This is a genomic window from Kluyvera fluvialis (genome assembly GCF_059725275.1).
On the sequence record NZ_AP046142.1, the window covers coordinates 261,814 to 281,801 of the forward strand.

Below are 19,988 nucleotides of genomic sequence, written 5' to 3' on the forward strand. Positions count from 1 at the left end.
ATGAAAATGCTACGCTGGATAGTTGTGCTATGCGCCCTTAGCGGCCAGGTTCAGGCCGCCTGCAACTGGCCTGCCTGGGAGCAGTTCAAAAAAGAGTATGTCAGCGCGGAAGGGCGCGTGATTGACACCAGCGATGCCCGCAAGATAACCACCTCGGAGGGGCAAAGCTACGGGCTGTTCTTTGCCCTCGCGGCGAACGACCAGAAAATGTTTACGTCCTTGCTGAACTGGACGCAGAACAACCTGGCCGAAGGCTCCTTGAGTGAACACCTCCCCGCCTGGCTGTGGGGGAAAAAGAGCGATACAGAATGGACGGTGTTGGACACCAACTCGGCGTCTGACTCCGATGTCTGGATTGCCTGGACACTGCTGGAAGCGGGCCGACTGTGGAAAAACGACGACTATACCGCCACCGGCAAAGCGCTGCTGGCGAAAATCGCCGAAGCCGAAGTGGTAAAAGTGCCCGGTTTAGGGCTGATGCTGCTGCCTGGTCGCGTGGGCTTTGCCGAAGAGACTCGCTGGCGCTTCAACCCAAGCTACCTGCCGCCGCAGGTAGCGCAATACTTTAGCCGTTTCGGCGCGCCGTGGACGACGCTTCGGGACACCAACCTGAAACTGCTGATGGACACCGCGCCAAAAGGCTACTCCCCGGACTGGGTGAGCTATGACAAAAAGCGCGGCTGGCTGCTTCAGGAAGGCGACATTATTGGCAGCTACGACGCCATTCGCGTCTATTTGTGGGTGGGGATGATGAACGACGCTGACCCGCAAAAAGCGCGCCTGTTGAAACGCTTTAACGCGATGGCGGCACAGACCGTCAAGCAGGGGCTTCCTCCAGAAAAAGTGGCGATTGCCAGCGGCAAAGTCACCGGCAACGGCCCGGTGGGCTTCTCTGCATCGTTACTGCCATTTTTACAAGATCGTGACGCGCAGGCGATCCAACGCCAGCGTGTGACCGACAATTTTCCCAGCGCGGATGCTTATTATAATTATGTTCTGGCGCTCTTCGGCCAGGGCTGGGATCAACACCGTTTTCGCTTCAGCGCCCGCGGCGAATTACTACCTGACTGGGGCCAGGAATGCGCAAGTTCACACTAAGTTTAATCACTCTTTCTCTGGGTCTATCGATAGTACCGCCTGGCTATGCGGATATGTCGGCAGAGGAGCATTTGCTCAGCCAGGTACGTTTAGGCGAGGCCAGCAAACGTGATGATTTGGTCGAGCAATCGCTGTACCGTCTGGAGCTGATTGATCCCAATAACCCACAGGTGCTGGCGGCTCGCTTGCGCTATCTGCTGCGTCAGAACAACACGGCGGGCGCACAAAAGCAGTTGGACAAACTGGCGAAGGTCGCGCCTGACTCAACCGAGTATAAATCAGCACGCGTTGAGATGGGCTTAAACGGCAGCGCGGGGCGCCAGGCGCTCCAGCAGGCGCGCCTACAGGCAACAACGGGGCACGTCCCGGAAGCGGTCGCGAACTTCGAAAAAGCGTTTGACGGCGCACCGCCGGACGGCGACCTGGCGGCGGAATACTGGTCAACGGTGGCCCGAATTCCGGCGCGTGAGGCCGAAGCGTTTCGCCATCTGCAAGAGTTGAACAAACAAAATCCAGGCAACGTCACCCTCCAGGCGACGTTGGCGAACCTCTATCTGTCTAACGACCAGCGCGACGCCGCATATGCCATTCTGGAACAGATGGCGCGTGCGTCGGGTGGCCGTGGAACGGCGGCCGACATTTGGCTGGGCGCCATTAAAAAACAGCCGACCAGCCCAGGCAGCGTGAAGGCATTGCAGCGCTTCCTCGAAAGCATTGACACGGGTGAACAGGCTAACGATGCCCGTACCATGCTGGCGGAACAGCAAAAACAGCTGGCTGACCCTGCTTTCCGTGCGAAAGCGATAGCCGCTGAAGCCCAAGACAATAAATCGCAGACCTGGCAACTTTACTGGCCGCTGCTGCGCAAAGGCGATGCGGCGCTGAAAGCCAATAACCTCGCCCAGGCGGAAAACTTCTATCAGCAAGCGCATAAACTCGACGGCACTGACAGCTATGCGGTACAGGGGTTAGGTGATGTTGCGATGGCGCGTAAAGATAACGCCAGCGCAGAGCGTTTCTATCAACAGGCCTTGCGTCTTGACCGCACCAATAGCGGCTCGGTGCGTGGCCTGGCGAATATCTATCGCGCGGAGTCACCGGAAAAAGCGACCGCTTTTATCAACAGCCTCTCTGCCAGCCAACGCCGCAGTATTGATGATATCGAACGCAGCCTGACCAACGACCGTTTGTCGCAGCAGGCTGAAGCGTTTGAAAAACAAGGCAAGTGGGCGCAGGCCGCAGAAGTACAGCGCCGCCGCTTAGCGTTATCGCCGGACGATGTCTGGACAACGTATCGGTTAGCGAGCGACCTGGTGAGCGCCGGAAAACAGAGCGAAGGCGACAGCCTGATGCTGAACCTGGCGCGTAAGAAACCGAACGATGCCGATCAAGTCTACGCTTACAGCCTGTATTACTCCGGCAACGGCCAGGATCAAGCGGCGCTGGCGCATTTAGCCGCGCTGCCGAAGGCGCAGTGGAACGATAATATTCGTGAGCTGGACGCGCGTTTGCGCAGCGATCAACTGATTGCGCAGGCCAACCGTCTGCGTGACGGCGGGCAAGAAGAGCAGGCTATCGCGTTGCTGAAACAACAGCCGGAGTCCACGCGTCTGCACTCGACGCTTGCCGACTGGGCGCAGCAACGGGGCGACACCGCCGCCGCGCTGAGTGAGTACAATGCGGTGCTGGCCAAAGATCCGCAGGATGAAGATGCCATTCTGGGGCTGGCGGAAGTGTACGCCGCCGACGGTAATAAACTGGCGGCGCGCCAGCAGTTGAGCAAACTGCCGACGACCGGCGAGCGCTCAATCAACACCCAACGCCGCATTGCGCTGGTGAATGCCCAACTGGGCGATACCGCCACCGCGCAGAAAATGCTGACGGCGATTGTACCGCAGGCAAAATCGCAGCCGCCATCAATGGAAAGCGCAATGGTGATGCGTGATGCCGCGCGCTATCAGGCGCTGGACGGCAACCCGAAACAGGCGCTGGATACCTATAAAGACGCGATGGTTGCGGCAGAGATTACGCCAACGCGCCCACAGGATAACGACACCTTCACCCGTCTGACGCGTAATGATGAGAAGGACGATTGGCTCAAGCGCGGTGTGCGTAGCGACGCCGCCGACCTGTATCGTCAGCAAGATTTAAACGTCACGCTGCAACACGATTTCTGGGGTTCCAGCGGGACGGGCGGTTATTCAGATTTGAAAGCGCACACCACTATGTTGCAGGTGGATGCACCGCTGTCGGATGGACGCATGTTCTTCCGTTCCGATTTCGTCAACATGGACGCCGGGACGTTTGAAACTAAAAAAGACGGCAGCTATTCCGATCAGTGGGGCACGTGTGATTTAGCCAAATGCTACGGTTCGCGAAACCAGGGCGACCGTGGCGCGAGCGTTGCTGTCGGCTGGAAAAACGACACCTGGGATATGGACATCGGGACGACACCGATGGGCTTCAACGTGGTGGACGTTGTCGGTGGCTTAAGCTACAGCAGCGATATTGGCCCACTGGGTTACACGGTGAATGCACACCGTCGTCCTGTCTCTAGCTCATTGCTGGCCTTCGGCGGGCAGAAAGATAACGCTAACGATGGGCATTCGGGAACCACCTGGGGCGGCGTTCGTGCCAACGGCGGCGCGCTGAGCCTGAGCTACGATAAAGGCGAAGCCAACGGCGTATGGGCTTCTCTGGGCGGCGACCAGTTAACCGGTAAAAATGTGGCGGATAACTGGCGCGTGCGCTGGATGACCGGCTACTACTACAAAGTGATCAACGAGAATAACCGCCGCGTCACGGTGGGGCTGAACAATATGATTTGGCACTACCAGAAAGATCTCAGCGGTTATACCCTCGGCCAGGGCGGCTACTATAGCCCGCAGGAATATGTGTCGTTCGCCGTGCCGGTAAACTGGCGTCAGCGCACGGAAAACTGGTCATGGGAGCTGGGGGGATCTGTCTCGTGGTCGCATTCACGTAACCGCACCGAAAATCGTTATCCGTTGCTGGGTCTGGTGCCGGAGCAATGGCGAACAGATGCCAGCGATGATGTGAACAAGGGCAGCAGCAGCCAGGGCTTTGGTTACACGGCGCGTGCACTGGTGGAACGTCGCGTGACTTCTAACTGGTTTGTCGGCGCGGCGGTTGATATTCAACAGGCTAAGGATTACACGCCAAGCCATGCGTTGCTGTACGTTCGATACTCCGCTGCGGGTTGGCAGGGTGATTTGGATCTGCCTCCGCAGCCGTTAGTGCCGTACGCTGACTGGTAAGTCTTTCCATCCTGTCCGACGTAGCATTATAAAAAGCAGTGTTGAGTTAATCCTGAATCACCTTATTGGTGATTCAGGTTAACCAGTCTCAGATATGATGAGTATATCGGTATTCATCTTATATAACCCATTAGCCTGGCGGGTTATAATCCCCGCCCGAGTCGTTTTTTGACTTTATCGCCATCCTCGTTATTCTCAATGCCTGAGCAATACGTTCGTACAAGTGGAGAGCTCTTTTGCGCGTTAGCCGTTCACTCACAATAAAACAAATGGCGATGGTTTCTGTCGTTACCATGCTGTTTTTATTCATTTTTTGTTTTATTTTGCTATTCCACTTTGTTCAGCAGGATCGCTACAACACGGCTACGCAATTAGAAAGCATCGCGCGTTCTGTGCGCCAACCTCTGTCTGCCGCCATTCTGAAGGCCGATATTCCTGAGGCTGAGACAATTCTTGAACGTATTCAGCCTGCGGGGATCGTCAGCCGGGCAGATGTAGTGTTACCGAACCAATTTCAGGCGTTGCGGATGAGCTTTATCCCTGAGCGCCCCATTCCGGTCAGCATAACGCGTATTTTTGAATTACCGGTGCAGATTTCGCTGCCGCTCTATTCGCTAGAGCGCCCGGCAAACCCGCAGCCGCTGGCGTATCTGGTGCTCCAGGCCGACTCATACAGGATGTATAGGTTCGTCATGAGTGCTCTGGCGACGATAGTAACCGCTTACTTCCTTTTGGTGCTGATCCTGACGGTTGCCCTGACATGGTGTATCAACCGTTTGATTGTCAGGCCGCTGCGCACCATTGCTTATGAAATTCACGACCTGCCGGGGGCGGATCGCATCGGTCATCAGTTGACTATACCGCGTTTGCACCATGACGATGAACTGGGCACGTTGGTGCGCAGCTATAACCGCAACCAGCAGGCATTATTGCGTCAGTACGACGAACTTAGCGGCCAATCGACGCGTTTCCCGGTATCTCAACTGCCGAATAAAGCCTTCCTGCTGGGGCTTCTGGAGCAGAGCGTAGCGCGTAAAACACCGGTTGCCCTGCTGGCCATTGCCTGTGAAACCTTGCAGGACACCGCCGGTGTGCTGAAAGAAGCGCAGCGTGAAATCCTGCTGCTGACGCTGGCGGAGAAAATCAAACAGGTGATTACGCCGCGCATGGTGCTGGCGCAGATTAGCGGCTATGACTTTGCGATTCTGGCCTACGGCATTAAAGAGCCGTGGCATGCGATTACGCTTGGTCAGCAAGTGCTCACTATCGTAAGTGAGTTACTGCCGTTGCAGGGGATTCAACTGCGCCCAAGCGCCAGCATCGGTATCGCGATGTACAGCGATGACCTGACGGCAGAACAACTGTACCGCCGCTCGCTCTCTGCCGCGTTTACCGCACGTCGCAAGGGTAAAAACCAGATTGAGTTCTTCGACCCGGATCAAATGGTCAAGGCGCAAAAACGCCTGACCGAAGAGAGCGATATCCTGATGGCGCTGGATAATCAACAGTTTGCCATCTGGTTACAGCCGCAGGTCGAAACCGCGACGGGCAAAGTCTGTAGCGCCGAAGCGCTGCTGCGCCAACGCCAGCCGGACGGCAACTGGGCGCTGCCGAATGATCTTATCGACAGTATCGAGTCCTGTGGCCTGATGGTCACCGTGGGCCATTGGGTGCTGGAAGAGTCGTGCCGCCAGCTAGCAGCGTGGCAGGCGCGCGGGATTATGATGCCGCTTTCGGTGAATATTTCCGCCCTCCAGTTGCTGCACCACGATATGGTTTCGGACATGCTGGCGCTGCTTAACCGTTATCGTATTGCGCCGGGTACGCTGATTCTTGAAGTGACCGAGAGCCGCCGTATTGATGATCCGAAAGCGGCGGTGGCCATTTTACGCCCGCTACGTAACGCTGGGGTGCGCATTGCGCTGGATGATTTCGGTATGGGCTACGCTGGGTTACGCCAGCTGCAACATATGAAATCCGTGCCGGTCGATATCCTGAAAATTGACAAAATGTTCATTGATTCGCTACCGGAAGACGCCAGCATGGTGGCGGCTATCATCCAACTTGGCCGTAGCCTTGAATTGAAAATGGTCGCGGAAGGTGTTGAAAATAAAGAACAATATGAGTGGCTGAAAGAGTCGAAAGTTGACATATTGCAGGGTTTTTTGTTCGCGCGCGCGGTCCCTGCGGAGGTATTCGAACAGGACTATCTCAGTGAGGAGAATTCACTGCTACCGGAGGGTAATCGCGAGTGATTGTGCGTGTCAGCTCAAAGTTTTAACAATTAAGTATCAAATTAACGTACAAATATTTCGCTTATGTTTCTCGGATGTTATTTTGTGCCAACAGGTGAAAATAATCCCTACTTATCCTGTGGCTATAGCTTAAGGACATCCTATGAAAACCTCTTTCTTCAAAAGCCTCTATTTCCAGGTGTTGAGCGCGATAGTGATCGGCATATTGCTCGGTCACTATTACCCGGAATTAGGGGCGCAAATGAAACCGCTCGGCGATGCCTTCGTCAAACTGATTAAAATGATTATCGCGCCGGTTATCTTTTGTACGGTCGTTACCGGAATCGCGGGCATGGAAAGTATGAAAGCGGTAGGCCGCACTGGCGCGGTTGCATTGCTGTACTTTGAAGTGGTCAGCACCATCGCGCTGATTATCGGGCTGATTATCGTTAACGTGATTCAACCCGGCGCGGGGATGAACGTCGATCCCGCAACGCTGGATGCAAAAGCGGTCGCTATCTACGCCGAACAGGCAAAAGATCAGGGGATTATCGCCTTCTTGATGGATGTTATCCCGTCGAGTGTGATTGGCGCGTTCGCTAGCGGCAACATTCTCCAGGTGCTGCTGTTTGCGGTGATGTTTGGCTTTGCGCTGCACCGCCTGGGAAATAAAGGCCAGTTGATTTTCAACGTTATTGAAAGTTTCTCGCAGGTTATTTTCGGCATCATCAACATGATTATGCGCCTCGCACCGATTGGCGCATTCGGGGCGATGGCGTTCACCATCGGTAAATACGGTGTGGGTACGCTGGTGCAGTTGGGGCAGTTGATTCTGTGCTTCTACATCACCTGTATTCTGTTTGTGGTGGTGGTGCTTGGCTCGATTGCCCGCGCGACCGGGTTCAGCATTTTCAAATTTATCCGCTATATCAAAGAAGAACTGCTGATTGTTCTGGGTACGTCTTCCTCTGAGTCGGCGCTGCCGCGTATGCTCGATAAGATGGAAAAGCTCGGCTGCCGTAAGTCGGTCGTGGGGCTGGTTATCCCAACCGGTTACTCATTTAACCTCGATGGCACGTCGATTTATCTGACGATGGCCGCCGTGTTTATCGCGCAGGCGACCAACAGCCACATGGATATTTTCCATCAGATTACGCTTTTAGTGGTGCTGCTACTCTCTTCTAAAGGGGCGGCGGGCGTTACCGGCAGTGGGTTCATCGTGCTGGCGGCGACGCTTTCTGCGGTAGGGCATTTACCGGTGGCGGGCCTGGCGCTGATTCTCGGTATCGACCGCTTTATGTCTGAAGCGCGCGCGCTGACTAACCTGATTGGTAACGGCGTGGCGACGATTGTTGTGGCAAAGCGCGTGAAACAATTGGATGCCAAACAGTTGGATGATATGCTCAATAACCGTCCATCTGTGGAAAAACCGCACGAATTATCCTCTTAATATCCCCACTTATGCCCGTACTCCCTTGCTGGAGTGCGGGCTCCTGCGCATAATTAGGCGGCGTCATTAATCGGCGGTGATAGCCTAACGCTGTCATAAATATTATTTTCTTAGCCATGTGACGTTTTTGCGATCGTGTGGTCTAAATGGCGTATTTACTTCATTATTTTAGGCAAACGCCGTCTGGCGGTTGTCTTTTATACTTTCAGCGCTGCAAGCATGTCGCTTGAGTGGTGAAGGGATAACCAGGAACGTTCATCAGGGGTTCACATGCAGGGCACAAAAATTCGACTTTTAGCTGGTGGTTTGCTGATGATGGCAGCGGCCAGTTATGTGCAGGCAGAAGCGCTCCAGCCGGACCCGGCCTGGCAACAAGGTACGCTGCCGAATGGTTTTCAGTGGCAGGTACTCGCAACGCCGCAACGCCCGAGTGACCGTATAGAGATTCGGCTCTCGGTTGATATTGGTTCGCTGAATGAAAGCGCGCAACAAACTGGCTATAGCCACCTCATTCCTCGCATTGCGCTCACGCAAAGCGGCAGCCTGCCAACCATGCAGGCGCGCTCTATGTGGCAGCAGGGCATTGACCCAAAACACCCGCTGCCGCCCGCGATTGTCTCGTACGACTACACCCGCTTTAACCTGAGCTTGCCAAACAACCGCAGCGACCTGCAAAAAGAGGCGCTGAACTGGCTGGCAAGTTCGATGGGTAAATTGGATATCTCGCCGAAAAGCGTTAACTATGCGCTAAGCGTGCAGGATATGGTGGCGACATGGCCACAAGATACAAAAGAAGGTTGGTGGCGTTATCGCCTGAAAGGCTCCACCATGCTGGGGCACGATCCGGCGGAGCCGCTGAAGCTGCCGGTCGATGAAAAGCAACTGACGGATTTCTACCAGAAATGGTATACGCCGGACGCGATGACGCTGATTATTGTCGGTAACGTCGATAGTCGGGCGACGATTGAACAGATAAGCAAAGCGTTTGGTGAGCTGAAAGGCAAGCGTGAAACGCCAGCGGTGATGCCTACACTGTCGCCTCTGCGCCCGGAAGCGGTCAGCATTATGACCGATGCAGTGCGCCAGGATCGCCTGTCGATTATGTGGGATGCGCCGTGGCAGCCTATCCGCGAATCTGCCGCGTTGTTGCGCTACTGGCGTGCCGACCTGGCGCGTGAAGCGCTGTTCTGGCATATCCAGCAGAAACTCAGCCGCACCAACTTGAAAGATATCGGCCTGGGCTTTGATTGCCGCGTGTTGTACCTGCGCGCGCAGTGCGGTATCAACCTTGACTCCCCGGGCGAGAAGCTGGAAAGCAACCTTAGCCTGGTCGCGCGTGAACTGGCGACGGTGCGCGATAACGGTCTGCCGGAAGATGAGTTTAAGGCGCTGATTTCGCAGAAAAAACTGGAGCTGCAAAAACTGTTTGCCATCTATGCGCGAATGAACACCGATGTGCTGATTAGCCAGCGCGTGCGTTCTTTGCAAAACCAGGTGGTCGATATTGCGCCAGAGCAGTATCAGAAGCTGCGTCAGAGTTTCCTCGATTCACTATCGGCGGATATGTTGAACCAGGATTTGCGCCAGCAGCTATCGCAGGATATGGCGTTGATTTTGCAGCAGCCAACCGGTGAGCCTGAATTCAATATGAAGGACTTGCAGGATACCTGGAGCAAAATCATGCTGGCGTCGAAGCCGGAAGCGGAATCTGCGGCGGTGAGTGATGATGGACATCAGGATGTGACGGATATTCCTCAGGCGCAGTAATGTTGCCCTCATCAGACGAAAAAAAACCTCTCCCACCAGGAAGAGGTTTTTTTATGCCTGCAATCTTACGCTGGCATCGCATCGCGCGGGATAATCGCCCCACGGTGCTGAATCACGGTGCTCGCCGTTAGATGACCGCGTTTGGCGGCGGCTTCGGCATCGCCACCGGTTAAGCGGACGGAGAGATAACCGGCGCTGAAGGAGTCACCTGCGGCGGTGGTATCCACCACTTTTTCTTTCGGCAGTTTCACTGCCGCGACATCAATCAGCGGCTCGCCAGTAATGGCGACCAGGCAAGAGTCTGCGCCACGTTTCACCACCACTTCGCTCACGCCTGCCGCCTGGGTACGAGCAATAACCTCTTCAACCGGTTTCTCGCCCCACAGCGCGTCTTCATCGTCCAGCGTCAGGAAGGCGATATCCGTGCATTGCAGCATCTGCTGATAAACCTGCTGAGTCTCTTCTTTGCTGGCCCACAGACGCGGACGGTAGTTGTTATCAAAGATAACTTTGCCGCCGTTTGCACGGCACTGGCTCAGCAGCGCCAGCAGTTTTTCACGGCTTGCAGGGCTGAGGATAGCGAGGCTGATTCCGCTCAGATACAGGTAGTCAAAGTGCGCCAGTTGCTCGCAGATAGCGGCAGACTGCTCGCTCTCCAGCCAGAATTTTGCAGCGGCTTCGTTGCGCCAGTAGTAGAACGTACGCTCGCCGGTATCATCGGTTTCGATGTAGTACAGGCCAGGCATACGGTCGCTCATGCGCTGAATCAGATCGGTTTTGACGTTCTCTGCCTGCCAGGCGTCCATCATCTGCTGGCTGAATGTGTCAGTACCGAGTGCGGTAACGTAGTTGACACTGAGTTCAGCAGGAGAAACCTGACGAGCGATATAGACGGAGGTGTTTAAGGTATCGCCGCCAAAGCCGCGGTTAACGTTCGCGCCCTTTTCGGACAGCTCAATCATACATTCGCCAATCACGGCAATTTTTTTAGACATAATCATCAACCTGAAACGGTAAACTTAGCGTAGTGTGCGCTGTGACTAATCAATGGTCAACTATATTAAAACAACGTTCCATTATTTTTTTTGAGCTAGCGCGTGTTACGGTGCATTGGTCGTCATCCAGAGAAAATAAAATGGCTGCACCTGGGCGTAAAGTTCTCACTGACGCCGCCGATAACTTTATGACCAGACACTCCGACCCTCTATTCACAGGAAGCTTAAATGACGTTAAAGCAGGTGAGCCAGCGGGCGAGAGTTCCTGATGCGGAGCTAGAAAGCCTACAGCAGCTGCGTTATTGGCAAGAGTGTGAGCGCGTCTATACCTACCAGCCTATCTACACGACGCAGGGCCGCCTGATGGCGATAGAGGTGTTAACGATAGTGGCCCATCCTTCTCAACCGCAACAACGTATTGCCCCGGATCGTTACTTCGCCGCTGTGTCCGTTGGTCAGCGAATTCATGTCATCAAGGAACAGGTGGCAATGCTGGCAAAAAAGAAACGCTTCTTTGAGCAGAATAAAGTGCTGGCTTCGGTTAACGTCGATGCCCCCACGTTGCTGGAGATGCGACAGGATAGGATCCTGAGAACGATGATTGAAACGCTGCCGTGGCTGCGTTTTGAATTGGTGGAACACATGCCGCTACCGCAGGATTCTACGGTCGCCTCGCTGAGTGAGTTTGGCCCGCTGTGGCTGGATGATTTTGGCACGGGGATGGCAAACTTCTCGGCGCTGAATGAAGTCCGTTACGACTACATTAAAGTGGCGCGCGAACTGTTTATCATGCTGCGTAAAACCCCAGAAGGCCGCAAGCTGTTTATCTTGCTGTTACAGCTGATGAATCGCTATTGCGAAGGGGTGATTGTCGAAGGCGTAGAAACGCTGGAGGAGTGGCGTGAAGTGCAGCAGTCACCGGCTCATGCGGCGCAGGGATATTTTTTATCGCGTCCGGTTCCGATGACCACGCTGGATAACTTGATGATTGATTTGGTGTAATGCTGGCCCACTGCGCGTAGGCCAGCCAGGAATAACTTACAGCGACTCGTGGCGCGTTTCGTGCGTCAACAGCAGTGCGATTAACGTCAGAGCCGCCATTGCCGCCAAATAAACCCCGACGTAAAACAACCCATAACTGCTCTGCAACCAGGCGGCGATATACGGCGCGACAGAAGCGCCTAAAATCGACGCCACGTTGTAGGAGAACGAGGCACCGGTATAGCGCACTTCCGTTGGGAACAGCTCTGGCAGCAGCGCGCCCATTGGGCCAAAAGTCAGCCCCATCAGGCTTAAACCCACCAACAGATACAGCATAATCAGCGCCGGATCCCCAGAGCCAAGCAGAGGCTGGAAGAAGAACAGCGCGAAGACGATGATCAGGCAGGTGATGATTATCATGCTTGGGCGACGACCAAAACGGTCTGCCAACAGGCCCGCCACCGGAACCATCACCCCAAAACCAATCACCGCCAGCATTAACATCCACAGCACTTCGTTACGCGGCAGCCCCAGCCCGTTTGGCGCGGCGGCTGTGCTGTAGGTCATTGAGTAGACCGTCATAATATAGAACAGCGTATAAGTCGCCAGCATAATGAACGTGCCCAGCACCGTCACACGGACGTGTTTGCTCAGCAGCGTCCCCATCGGTACTTTGACCTGTTTTTTCGCGGCGGCGACTTTGGCAAACACCGGCGTTTCGTGTAGCGAAACGCGCACGTACAGGCCGATAATCACCAGCACGGCAGAGAAGATAAACGGCACACGCCAGCCCCAGGTCATGAACTGTTGGTCAGTCAGCAGCCACGACAGCAGCAGGAAAGTACCGTTAGCGAAGAAGAAGCCAATCGGTGCGCCTAACTGCGGGAAAGAGCCATACAACGCGCGCTTGCGTGGCGGCGCGTTCTCGGTTGCCAGCAGCGCAGCGCCACCCCATTCACCTCCCAGACCTAAACCCTGGCCAAAACGCGCCAGCGCCAGCAGCATTGGAGCGAGGATCCCAATGGATTCGTAGCCTGGCAGCAGGCCAATCACCACGGTTGAAATCCCCATCGTTAGCAGCGACGCCACCAGCGTGACCTTACGCCCAACGCGGTCACCAAAGTGACCGAAAAGCGCCGAGCCTATCGGGCGTGCGACGAAGGCGATAGCGAACGTCGCCAGCGATTGCAGCGTGGCGGCCGTCGGGTCGCCCTGCGGGAAGAAGATGTGTGGAAAGACGATAACCGCAGCGGTCGCGTAAATATAGAAGTCGAAAAACTCTATGGCAGTGCCAATAAGCGATGCCACGACGACTTTATTTCGCGAGTTAACCGGGGCGGTAGCCTGTTCGTTGTCGAGTGTTGTGCTGGTCATAGTTTTTTCTAATTAGGTAACGAAAGGCCATATTAGACATAGCAAAAGCGACATTTCAATCTGTAACAAGATTGTAAAATGGGGAGAAAATGGTGAAAAAGTGGATAATTTTTATACCGGGAATTTATCATCCATGAAATGCTTCACACTTTTTATAAGTTAGATGATAAAACTGGTTTTCGGTTAAATAAAAGTTACAAGCTGGATTTATATGCTGAAACGATGAGCTGGGCTGAAGTTTTTCATTATCTCTCAGCCCAACACCGTGTTTAAGTGTGACTTTTGCCCGGCATTCTTGGGTCGTCTTTGTATTCGGCGGTGGCAATCCACGCCGCACAGAACAAGGTCAGGCGCGCGAAGAAGTAGAAGAACGCCATCAGGCCGAGCACCGAACCAAACGCTGCACCAGAAGGGGATTTCACCAGCGTTGGCAGCGTCCAGGTCATGATGATTTTTATCACCTCAAAGCCAATAGCGGCGATAAACGTGCCGCGAATGAGCGCTTTTCTACGCGGGCGATGGTGCGGTAACCGCCAGAAAATCCAGAAGAACAACAGATAGTTGGCGAAAATAGAAATCGCCAGGCCAATCAATCGCCACGCCGGTTTCAGCCACTCGATATGGTCAAGATACAGCGCCGAGATAATCATCTGCTGCGCCGAGCCGGAGATAGAGGTAATGGACAGGGTGACGATGAGCGCAATCAATAGGCCAATCAGCGAGACAAAATCACGCAGGTACTTTAGCCAAATGGCTTCCTGGTCTTGCGGGGTGCGTTCCCAGACGTCGCGCGACTGGGCGCGAATCGCCTCGCGCAGGTTCCCCATCCAGTTGATCCCTGAATAGAGCGCAATCCCCAGCCCGACTAAACCCACGGTGGTACGCTGCTGCACGGCGGTGTTGATGGTGCTTTTTAAGGTTGCCGCCAGCGTAGGATCGCTGACGTTAGCGAGGATCTTACTGAAGATATCCTGCAACAGTGTGGGGTGCGAGGCGAGGATAAAACCACCGGCGGCAAACGACACCATCAGGATAGGGATCATCGATAAAAATGAAAAATAGGTGATTGCTGCGCCAAACTGATTACCCATCCGATCATTGAAGCGCTCGGCAGCGCGAAGCAGGTGAGCGATAACGGGGATGCGCTGAATCTTCTGTGCTGTACTGGTCACGGTGTCCAGCGCTGCGTTGGCCTTTTGCTGTGCGGAAGAAAGCGTACTTTTTTCCGCATCCTGTTCTGGTTGTTTCTCGTCATTTACCGACGTCATTAGGGGTGTTTTCCTTTTTTCGTGTCTCACTTAAGTGTAGACGTTTCTCAATCAACATAATCCTTCAACACCTCGGTCAACCATTCCATAAACAGATGCACCCGGCGCGAAAGATTACGGCGATGGGGATAAATCAGTGATACCGGCATCGGTTCTGCCCGGTATTGCGGCAACAGCTCAACCAGCTTGCCGCTGCGCAGTGCGTCACGCATGCCAACGCGGGGAACCTGGATAATCCCCAGCCCCGCCAGACAGGCGGCGTGATAGGTTTCGGTGCTGTTCACCGTCAACACGCCACCGGTTTTTACCCATTGGCTACCATTATCCCTGGCAACTTCAAAACCTTGCGGTCGAATACCCAGGTTGGTGGCGTAGTGTATCAGCGCATGGGTACTGAGATCTTCCAGTGATTCCGGGTAACCGAAACGGGCCAAATAGCCTGGGCTGGCGCAGTTGATGATAGTCAGCTTGCCTAGCGGCCTGGCGATAAGCCCGGAGTCTTTTAGCGTGCCGACACGCACCACGCAGTCAAAACCTTCGCGAATGACATCTACCAAGCGGTCGCTGCTGCTGAGCTCTAGCTCAATGCCGGGATATTGCTGCAAGAACGCCGGTAATCGAGGGATCACCACGTTTTTAGCAATAGCCACCGGCATATCGACGCGCAACCGCCCGCTGATGCTACTGGGGTCATTTTGGAACATGGCGTCCAGTTCATCCAGGTTACTTAACAAATCTTTGGCGCGTTCGTAGTAAACCATGCCGTCCTGGGTGAGCAGAACGCGGCGGGTAGTGCGGTGCAACAGTCGGCAGCCCAGATGGTTTTCCAGCGCCTGAATTTGCCGCGATACGCTACCTTTAGGCAGGCCCAGCGTTTCTGCCGCCCTGGAAAAACTCTCCAGTTCAGCCACGCGGATGAATAGTTGCATTGCGTGAATTTTATCCATCAGCATGACCTATTGTTGTTTTAAATGAGACAGTGAAGCGTAATTTACTACATTTATTGTTTATACATCACCTAATAAGCTTGTCCGTAACGCAAACACCATCTGACATGAGGTTTCTATGACCCAACGTATCGCATTAGTGACTGGCGGCAGCCGTGGATTAGGTAAAAATGCCGTGCTGAAGCTGGCCGCACAGGGAACGGATATTATTTTCACCTATAACAGCCAGCGTGAAGCGGCGTTACAGGTGGTGGCTGACATTGAGCAACGAGGGGCGAAAGCCGTGGCTTTGCAGTTGAACGTCAGCGATGTGGCGAGCTTCGCGCAGTTCACTCAGCAGGTGAAAACTCAGCTCCATCAAGTGTGGGGGCGTGAGACATTTGATTATTTAGTGAACAACGCCGGTGTCGGCCTTTATGCCCCGTTTGCGCAGACATCGGAAACCCTGTTTGATGAGCTGATGAACATCCACTTTAAGGGGCCGTTCTTCCTGACTCAGAGCCTGTTGCCGCTGCTGGAAGACGGCGGGCGCATTCTGAACGTTTCTACGGGGTTGGCGCGGTTCGCACTGCCGGGCTACGCGGCGTATGCCTCTATGAAGGGGGCAATGGAAGTGCTGACCCGTTATCAGGCGAAAGAGCTGGGTGCGCGGGGTATTTCGGTCAACAGTATTGCGCCAGGAGCGATCGAAACGGATTTTGGCGGTGGACACCTGCGCGATGACCAGGCGTTGAACCACTATGTGGCCTCGCAAACGGCGCTCGGTCGCACAGGATTACCCGACGACATTGGTGATGCAATTGCCGCCATACTCAGTGATAATCTGCGCTGGATGAATGCTCAGCGTATTGAAGTCTCCGGCGGCATGTTCCTGTAACGCTGCTGCTGGAAACAGCATTATCGACATAAAGTGCCAAAATAAGTCCACATGTGGACTTATTTTGTTTTGTGCTTCCAATGGTAACGGCTTTGTCCTACATTTCTTTTAATTAATATTATTCCCCGCCGTTACTATTTAATCCATTTCTTATTTCAGATGTGATTAACGATGTGAATGCGTAATTACTACGATAAGGTTGTAATTATCTATAATTATGATGTTTAGATCACAGAATATCTACGTAAAATGCCCCAGGCCAAACGGCAAGTTCTTATTTCCTGCCGCGAGGGCTACTCTGCACGCCATGAGAGTAGATTTTATTATTTTATGGGGAAATCGTTATGCAGGTAATAATGTTTGACAGGCAGTCAATATTTATTCATGGAATGAAACTTAGCTTACAGGAACATATTCCAGGAATTGATATTTCCGCTGTTAGTCAGGCCGATGACCTGTGGCGGCAACTACTGCGGCATCCAGATTCGCTGCTCATTCTGGACGGTGAGATGGACCACGGCTTTTGTCAGTGGCTATTAAAGGAGAAACATCAACAGTTTCCCGACTCTCGGGGAATAATTGTGGTGAATGATTACAAACAGGCATGGTTAAGTGACATGATGGCGTTGAACGTCCATGCGATTGTCTCACGCGATGCCAGCGTTGAGGTTTTTGTACAGACAATTAAAAGCGTAATGCGAGGGTTAATTTGTTTGCCGGGTGACTGGAAAATGGACCATGAAACGGAAAAACAAGGATTAAAGCATCTCAGTCAACGTCAGCGGGAAATATTGTCGCTACTGGCGAGTGGTGAATCGAACAAACAGATTAGCCGAACATTAAATATCAGTGCGGGAACGGTAAAAGCACATCTGGAGTCATTATACCGTCGCCTTGATGTTAAAAATCGCACTCAGGCCGCGATGCTACTTAATCAGCAGGATATATCACCAAACAGCTGTATCGAATAAAGCAGACTCAGCCTGGCGCTGTACGGCCAGGCTGCTCCGTAATTCTGCTTCTCCCTTCCACGTATGCAGCGCCGCGCTGAACTCACCACGATTAATACAGCTCACGATAGGCGATTGCTGTACGCCCTCCGGCCCCAGGCTAAACGCCAGCGACAGTAGGGCATCGTACTGATGTTGAGTTAACGGCATCCGCACACAGGCACAGAGCACTCGGTGGTAATAATCCACATCTTGCTGAAACAAATCTTCAACCTGCGCCAGCGTTAACGGCGCGTCGAACATATCGTGATCGCGAATCAGGTGGCCATAGCCAATGAGCCATAGCCCGTCGTCATCCTGGTATTTCTCTAGCGAAAGCCCTTGATAACGCTTAATAAACGCCAGCCCATCAGGGCTGGGCGTGAGAGTGGTAAGCGACATCTTTTATCCTCGTTAGGTTGTGCAACGAGTGTAAAAGAATGGATGGTGCTCGACTATTGGCCAGATGTCGGTGATTTATCATACTCATGGCTAAGTAAGCCGAAAAGCCAGTCATTGTGCCAGCGCCCGGCGAGCAAATAGCTCTCGCGCAGTTCGCCCTCAAGGCGGAAACCGACTTTTTCTAGCGTGCGCCGGGAAGCGATATTACCCACCGTGACTGTTGCTGTCAGGCGTCGGATGCCGCCATCACCAAAGGCATAGTCGCATACGGCGCGCAGCGATTCAGTGCCGTAGCCCAAGCCTTGAGCCTGTGGTGCAAATAAAAAACCGACCTCTGCGCAGTCCGTGTCCCGGTGAATATAACCGGTGATGCCGAGCGGCTGTTGCCGGGCATCGCGCACCACCATACATAGCCAATGGGGCGCGCCGGGGGACCAGGGCGACAGGCGAGAATCAAAGGCATCCCGAATTTCGCGTTCGCTTCGGTTATCGGCGACATAGCGCATCACCTGCGGGTTTTGCTGTAGCGCCAAAAAGAAAGGCCAATCGTCGGGGGTTATCACGGTGCAACTTAAACGTTCGGTAGTGAGCGCGGTCATAATTTCACATTCTAAACAGGGAGGTGTGACTGTTAATTTGCCTGAATTGATCTATGGTGTAACGACAAAAATAACAGAAACATAACATATTAATCCTAAGGTTAAATGACCTTGCTGTTGATTAAGGAACAGGAAGATGGCGACGTCATCGCATCAGGTTGGCCAGCAATTTGAGCATTGCCTGAACGTGATTCGTCAGGCCGCAGTAGAAATACTCTCACTGTTAAAATTACGCGTTAGCGAAGGCAAAGATCCCCGCTGGTTCCTGGAGCAGCTCGACTTCGCCCGTCTGAACCTGGGAGGGTGGGGCGCAGTGGCGCAACGGCTGAATATCAACGACAGCCAACTGAGCGAATTTATGCTCCAGCTACGTTATCTTCAGCAGGGCCTTCCCTCTTATGAGCAAGGCCTGGTGGCGACGGAAAACCAACTGATTGCCGCCGAACGTTTTGTGGTGACGCTGGAACAGATGAAACAACATCAGCCGTTGCTGATGTTTAACACCAGCTATGCCAGCGATGCCGAGCCGCTGCAAGAGCAGGCAGAACGGCAAATTCGCACGATCCAACTCACGCTACGTGGGCTGGTGGCGCAAGCCTGGCCAGAGCCGATACCTTTTCATCACGCCTTACGCACCCATTTTGGCATACCTGCGGTGGCGCGCTGGCAGTCACGTAGCCGGTCAGACAATATTCTCGATGGCATGACATTCAGTGAGTTAGTGCTGTTGGTCATCGATAAAAAAGCGTTTTCACGCTACTACGCCCCGCTATTTAACTACGGGACGTCACTCACCTTTTTGGTGGAGCAGCGCCTGACGTTGCACGCCTTTCTCGACGATATCCGCCGGATGCGTAATACCCTGCTGGCGCAGCGCCCATTGAGCGAAATGGAGTGCCTGTTGTTGGAGCACTACACGCAGCAAATTACCGCGCCGGTGCAGCGCGCCTATGAACAAGGGCGTACGGCGGTGAACCCCGCAAGCCTGATGGCAGCGGATGGTGGTGAAGTTCAGCATTTTTGGATGCTGGCGGCACAAGATGCGCAGGCCTATGGCCCTGATGCGCAGCCGATTGCCGACAGTATTGAGCGGCGGCAACGTAAAACGCACCTGCACTCCAACGCGCGTGAAAGGGTTATCTCCGCCGTGCTGTGGGGCGCGGTCGGCGTGACGGTGCTGGGTATCTCGCTCGGCGGTATTGGGATGCTGACGTCGTCGCAGGAGCCTTTGGCATCGGTAGATTCATTTTACGGCACTGGCGATGATTATCCGGACGCCAATCCGGTGGCCTCACCGCGCGATATTCTCGCCAGCCGTGGGATCTTATGGGACAGCAATGCGCTGCGTGCCGCTATTGATAAGGATGATACCGAGGTGGCGGAGCTTTTTTTACGCGGGGGCATGAACTGGCAACTGGCATGGACCGATTTGGCGATGTCCTCCCGGCATGAAGCGGTGCTGAACCTGCTGCTGCGTTATCGTCAGCAAATGAGTGAAGCCAAGCCTTGCCGCCGGTTTATCAACACCCTGACGCATGAACTCTCGCAAGGGGCGAAGTTAAATGCGCTGCGCAAATCGTATCTTCAGGCTTTCTGCACGGGGCCTTCGGTCGTGGCTCGCCAGCGGGTCGCGGTTGATAGCGCCCAGCAACGCAACAACACGCTGGGCGATGCGCAAAGTAAAAAATGGCTTTCAATACAGAAGTCTATTTATGACGTCATCCGCTGA

15 protein-coding genes are annotated in these 19,988 nt (G+C 54.0%); 9 read left to right on the top strand and 6 right to left on the bottom strand.

Features of this window, described 5'->3' with window-relative positions; all coding sequences use genetic code 11:
- From bcsZ to AC6I4B_RS01260, 5 genes are all read left to right on the top strand, one after another.
- Positions 1 to 1,098, top strand: coding sequence for a cellulose synthase complex periplasmic endoglucanase BcsZ (bcsZ, locus tag AC6I4B_RS01240; RefSeq protein WP_497772310.1), 1,098 nt, complete (start codon positions 1 to 3; stop codon positions 1,096 to 1,098).
- Entirely contained in the window at positions 1,080 to 4,376 is a 3,297-nt protein-coding gene (gene bcsC / locus AC6I4B_RS01245) for a cellulose synthase complex outer membrane protein BcsC (protein ID WP_497768902.1), read from the top strand. Before bcsZ ends, bcsC begins: the two co-directional genes overlap by 19 nt.
- 236 nt (positions 4,377 to 4,612) lie before the next feature.
- The gene (hmsP, locus tag AC6I4B_RS01250) at positions 4,613 to 6,631 is read left to right on the top strand and encodes a biofilm formation regulator HmsP (protein WP_497768903.1); all 2,019 of its coding nucleotides are present in this window, start codon (positions 4,613 to 4,615) and stop codon (positions 6,629 to 6,631) included.
- A 142-nt stretch (positions 6,632 to 6,773) separates the two neighbouring features.
- Positions 6,774 to 8,060, top strand: coding sequence for a dicarboxylate/amino acid:cation symporter (locus AC6I4B_RS01255; protein ID WP_497768905.1), 1,287 nt, complete (start codon positions 6,774 to 6,776; stop codon positions 8,058 to 8,060).
- A 270-nt stretch (positions 8,061 to 8,330) separates the two neighbouring features.
- Complete coding sequence (locus tag AC6I4B_RS01260) at positions 8,331 to 9,827, top strand: M16 family metallopeptidase (RefSeq protein ID WP_497768907.1); 1,497 nt, start codon at positions 8,331 to 8,333, stop codon at positions 9,825 to 9,827.
- Positions 9,828 to 9,892: 65 nt separating this feature from the next.
- Here the strand turns inward: AC6I4B_RS01260 and kdgK are convergent, their stop codons facing one another.
- Complete coding sequence (kdgK, locus tag AC6I4B_RS01265; protein WP_497768909.1) at positions 9,893 to 10,822, bottom strand: 2-dehydro-3-deoxygluconokinase; 930 nt, start codon at positions 10,820 to 10,822, stop codon at positions 9,893 to 9,895.
- 228 nt (positions 10,823 to 11,050) lie between these two features.
- On the opposite strand from kdgK, the gene pdeH reads away from it, so the two are divergent.
- Positions 11,051 to 11,824 (top strand): cyclic-guanylate-specific phosphodiesterase, encoded by a 774-nt coding sequence (pdeH, locus tag AC6I4B_RS01270; protein WP_497768911.1) that lies wholly within the window; start codon positions 11,051 to 11,053, stop codon positions 11,822 to 11,824.
- 36 nt (positions 11,825 to 11,860) lie between these two features.
- Here pdeH and AC6I4B_RS01275 read toward each other — a convergent pair whose 3' ends face one another.
- The 3 genes from AC6I4B_RS01275 to AC6I4B_RS01285 all read right to left on the bottom strand — a co-directional run bounded on the left by AC6I4B_RS01275 (position 11,861) and on the right by AC6I4B_RS01285 (position 15,392).
- A complete protein-coding gene (locus tag AC6I4B_RS01275; RefSeq protein ID WP_497768913.1) occupies positions 11,861 to 13,177 on the bottom strand; it encodes an MFS transporter in 1,317 nt (438 codons plus the stop codon).
- Positions 13,178 to 13,446: 269 nt separating this feature from the next.
- Positions 13,447 to 14,445, bottom strand: a complete 999-nt coding sequence (gene yhjD / locus AC6I4B_RS01280) for an inner membrane protein YhjD (RefSeq protein WP_497768914.1) — start codon at positions 14,443 to 14,445, stop codon at positions 13,447 to 13,449.
- A 47-nt stretch (positions 14,446 to 14,492) separates the two neighbouring features.
- A complete protein-coding gene (locus AC6I4B_RS01285; protein WP_497772311.1) occupies positions 14,493 to 15,392 on the bottom strand; it encodes a LysR family transcriptional regulator in 900 nt (299 codons plus the stop codon).
- A gap of 118 nt (positions 15,393 to 15,510) precedes the next feature.
- Between AC6I4B_RS01285 and AC6I4B_RS01290 the strand changes: the two genes are divergently transcribed.
- Positions 15,511 to 16,269 (top strand): SDR family NAD(P)-dependent oxidoreductase, encoded by a 759-nt coding sequence (locus tag AC6I4B_RS01290; protein WP_497768916.1) that lies wholly within the window; start codon positions 15,511 to 15,513, stop codon positions 16,267 to 16,269.
- Between the two features lie 344 nt (positions 16,270 to 16,613).
- Positions 16,614 to 17,240: a helix-turn-helix transcriptional regulator gene (locus AC6I4B_RS01295; protein ID WP_497768918.1), complete on the top strand. Its 627-nt coding sequence runs from the start codon at positions 16,614 to 16,616 to the stop codon at positions 17,238 to 17,240.
- Here AC6I4B_RS01295 and AC6I4B_RS01300 read toward each other — a convergent pair.
- Both AC6I4B_RS01300 and AC6I4B_RS01305 read right to left on the bottom strand, forming a co-directional pair.
- Positions 17,217 to 17,660, bottom strand: a complete 444-nt coding sequence (locus AC6I4B_RS01300) for a lysozyme (RefSeq protein WP_497768919.1) — start codon at positions 17,658 to 17,660, stop codon at positions 17,217 to 17,219. The genes AC6I4B_RS01295 and AC6I4B_RS01300 overlap by 24 nt on opposite strands.
- Before the next feature lie 53 nt (positions 17,661 to 17,713).
- A complete protein-coding gene (locus tag AC6I4B_RS01305; RefSeq protein ID WP_497768921.1) occupies positions 17,714 to 18,259 on the bottom strand; it encodes a GNAT family N-acetyltransferase in 546 nt (181 codons plus the stop codon).
- A gap of 136 nt (positions 18,260 to 18,395) precedes the next feature.
- On the opposite strand from AC6I4B_RS01305, the gene AC6I4B_RS01310 reads away from it, so the two are divergent.
- Positions 18,396 to 19,988 (top strand): STY4199 family HEPN domain-containing protein, encoded by a 1,593-nt coding sequence (locus AC6I4B_RS01310; RefSeq protein ID WP_497768922.1) that lies wholly within the window; start codon positions 18,396 to 18,398, stop codon positions 19,986 to 19,988.

Coding starts and splice junctions, on each gene's coding strand:
- bcsZ (WP_497772310.1), top strand. CDS start 1: ATGAAAATGCTACGCTGGATAGTTGTGCTATGCGCCCTTAGCGGCCAG.
- bcsC (WP_497768902.1), top strand. CDS start 1,080: ATGCGCAAGTTCACACTAAGTTTAATCACTCTTTCTCTGGGTCTATCG.
- AC6I4B_RS01255 (WP_497768905.1), top strand. CDS start 6,774: ATGAAAACCTCTTTCTTCAAAAGCCTCTATTTCCAGGTGTTGAGCGCG.
- AC6I4B_RS01260 (WP_497768907.1), top strand. CDS start 8,331: ATGCAGGGCACAAAAATTCGACTTTTAGCTGGTGGTTTGCTGATGATG.
- kdgK (WP_497768909.1), bottom strand. CDS start 10,822: ATGTCTAAAAAAATTGCCGTGATTGGCGAATGTATGATTGAGCTGTCC.
- pdeH (WP_497768911.1), top strand. CDS start 11,051: ATGACGTTAAAGCAGGTGAGCCAGCGGGCGAGAGTTCCTGATGCGGAG.
- AC6I4B_RS01275 (WP_497768913.1), bottom strand. CDS start 13,177: ATGACCAGCACAACACTCGACAACGAACAGGCTACCGCCCCGGTTAAC.
- yhjD (WP_497768914.1), bottom strand. CDS start 14,445: ATGACGTCGGTAAATGACGAGAAACAACCAGAACAGGATGCGGAAAAA.
- AC6I4B_RS01285 (WP_497772311.1), bottom strand. CDS start 15,392: ATGGATAAAATTCACGCAATGCAACTATTCATCCGCGTGGCTGAACTG.
- AC6I4B_RS01290 (WP_497768916.1), top strand. CDS start 15,511: ATGACCCAACGTATCGCATTAGTGACTGGCGGCAGCCGTGGATTAGGT.
- AC6I4B_RS01295 (WP_497768918.1), top strand. CDS start 16,614: ATGCAGGTAATAATGTTTGACAGGCAGTCAATATTTATTCATGGAATG.
- AC6I4B_RS01300 (WP_497768919.1), bottom strand. CDS start 17,660: ATGTCGCTTACCACTCTCACGCCCAGCCCTGATGGGCTGGCGTTTATT.
- AC6I4B_RS01305 (WP_497768921.1), bottom strand. CDS start 18,259: ATGACCGCGCTCACTACCGAACGTTTAAGTTGCACCGTGATAACCCCC.
- AC6I4B_RS01310 (WP_497768922.1), top strand. CDS start 18,396: ATGGCGACGTCATCGCATCAGGTTGGCCAGCAATTTGAGCATTGCCTG.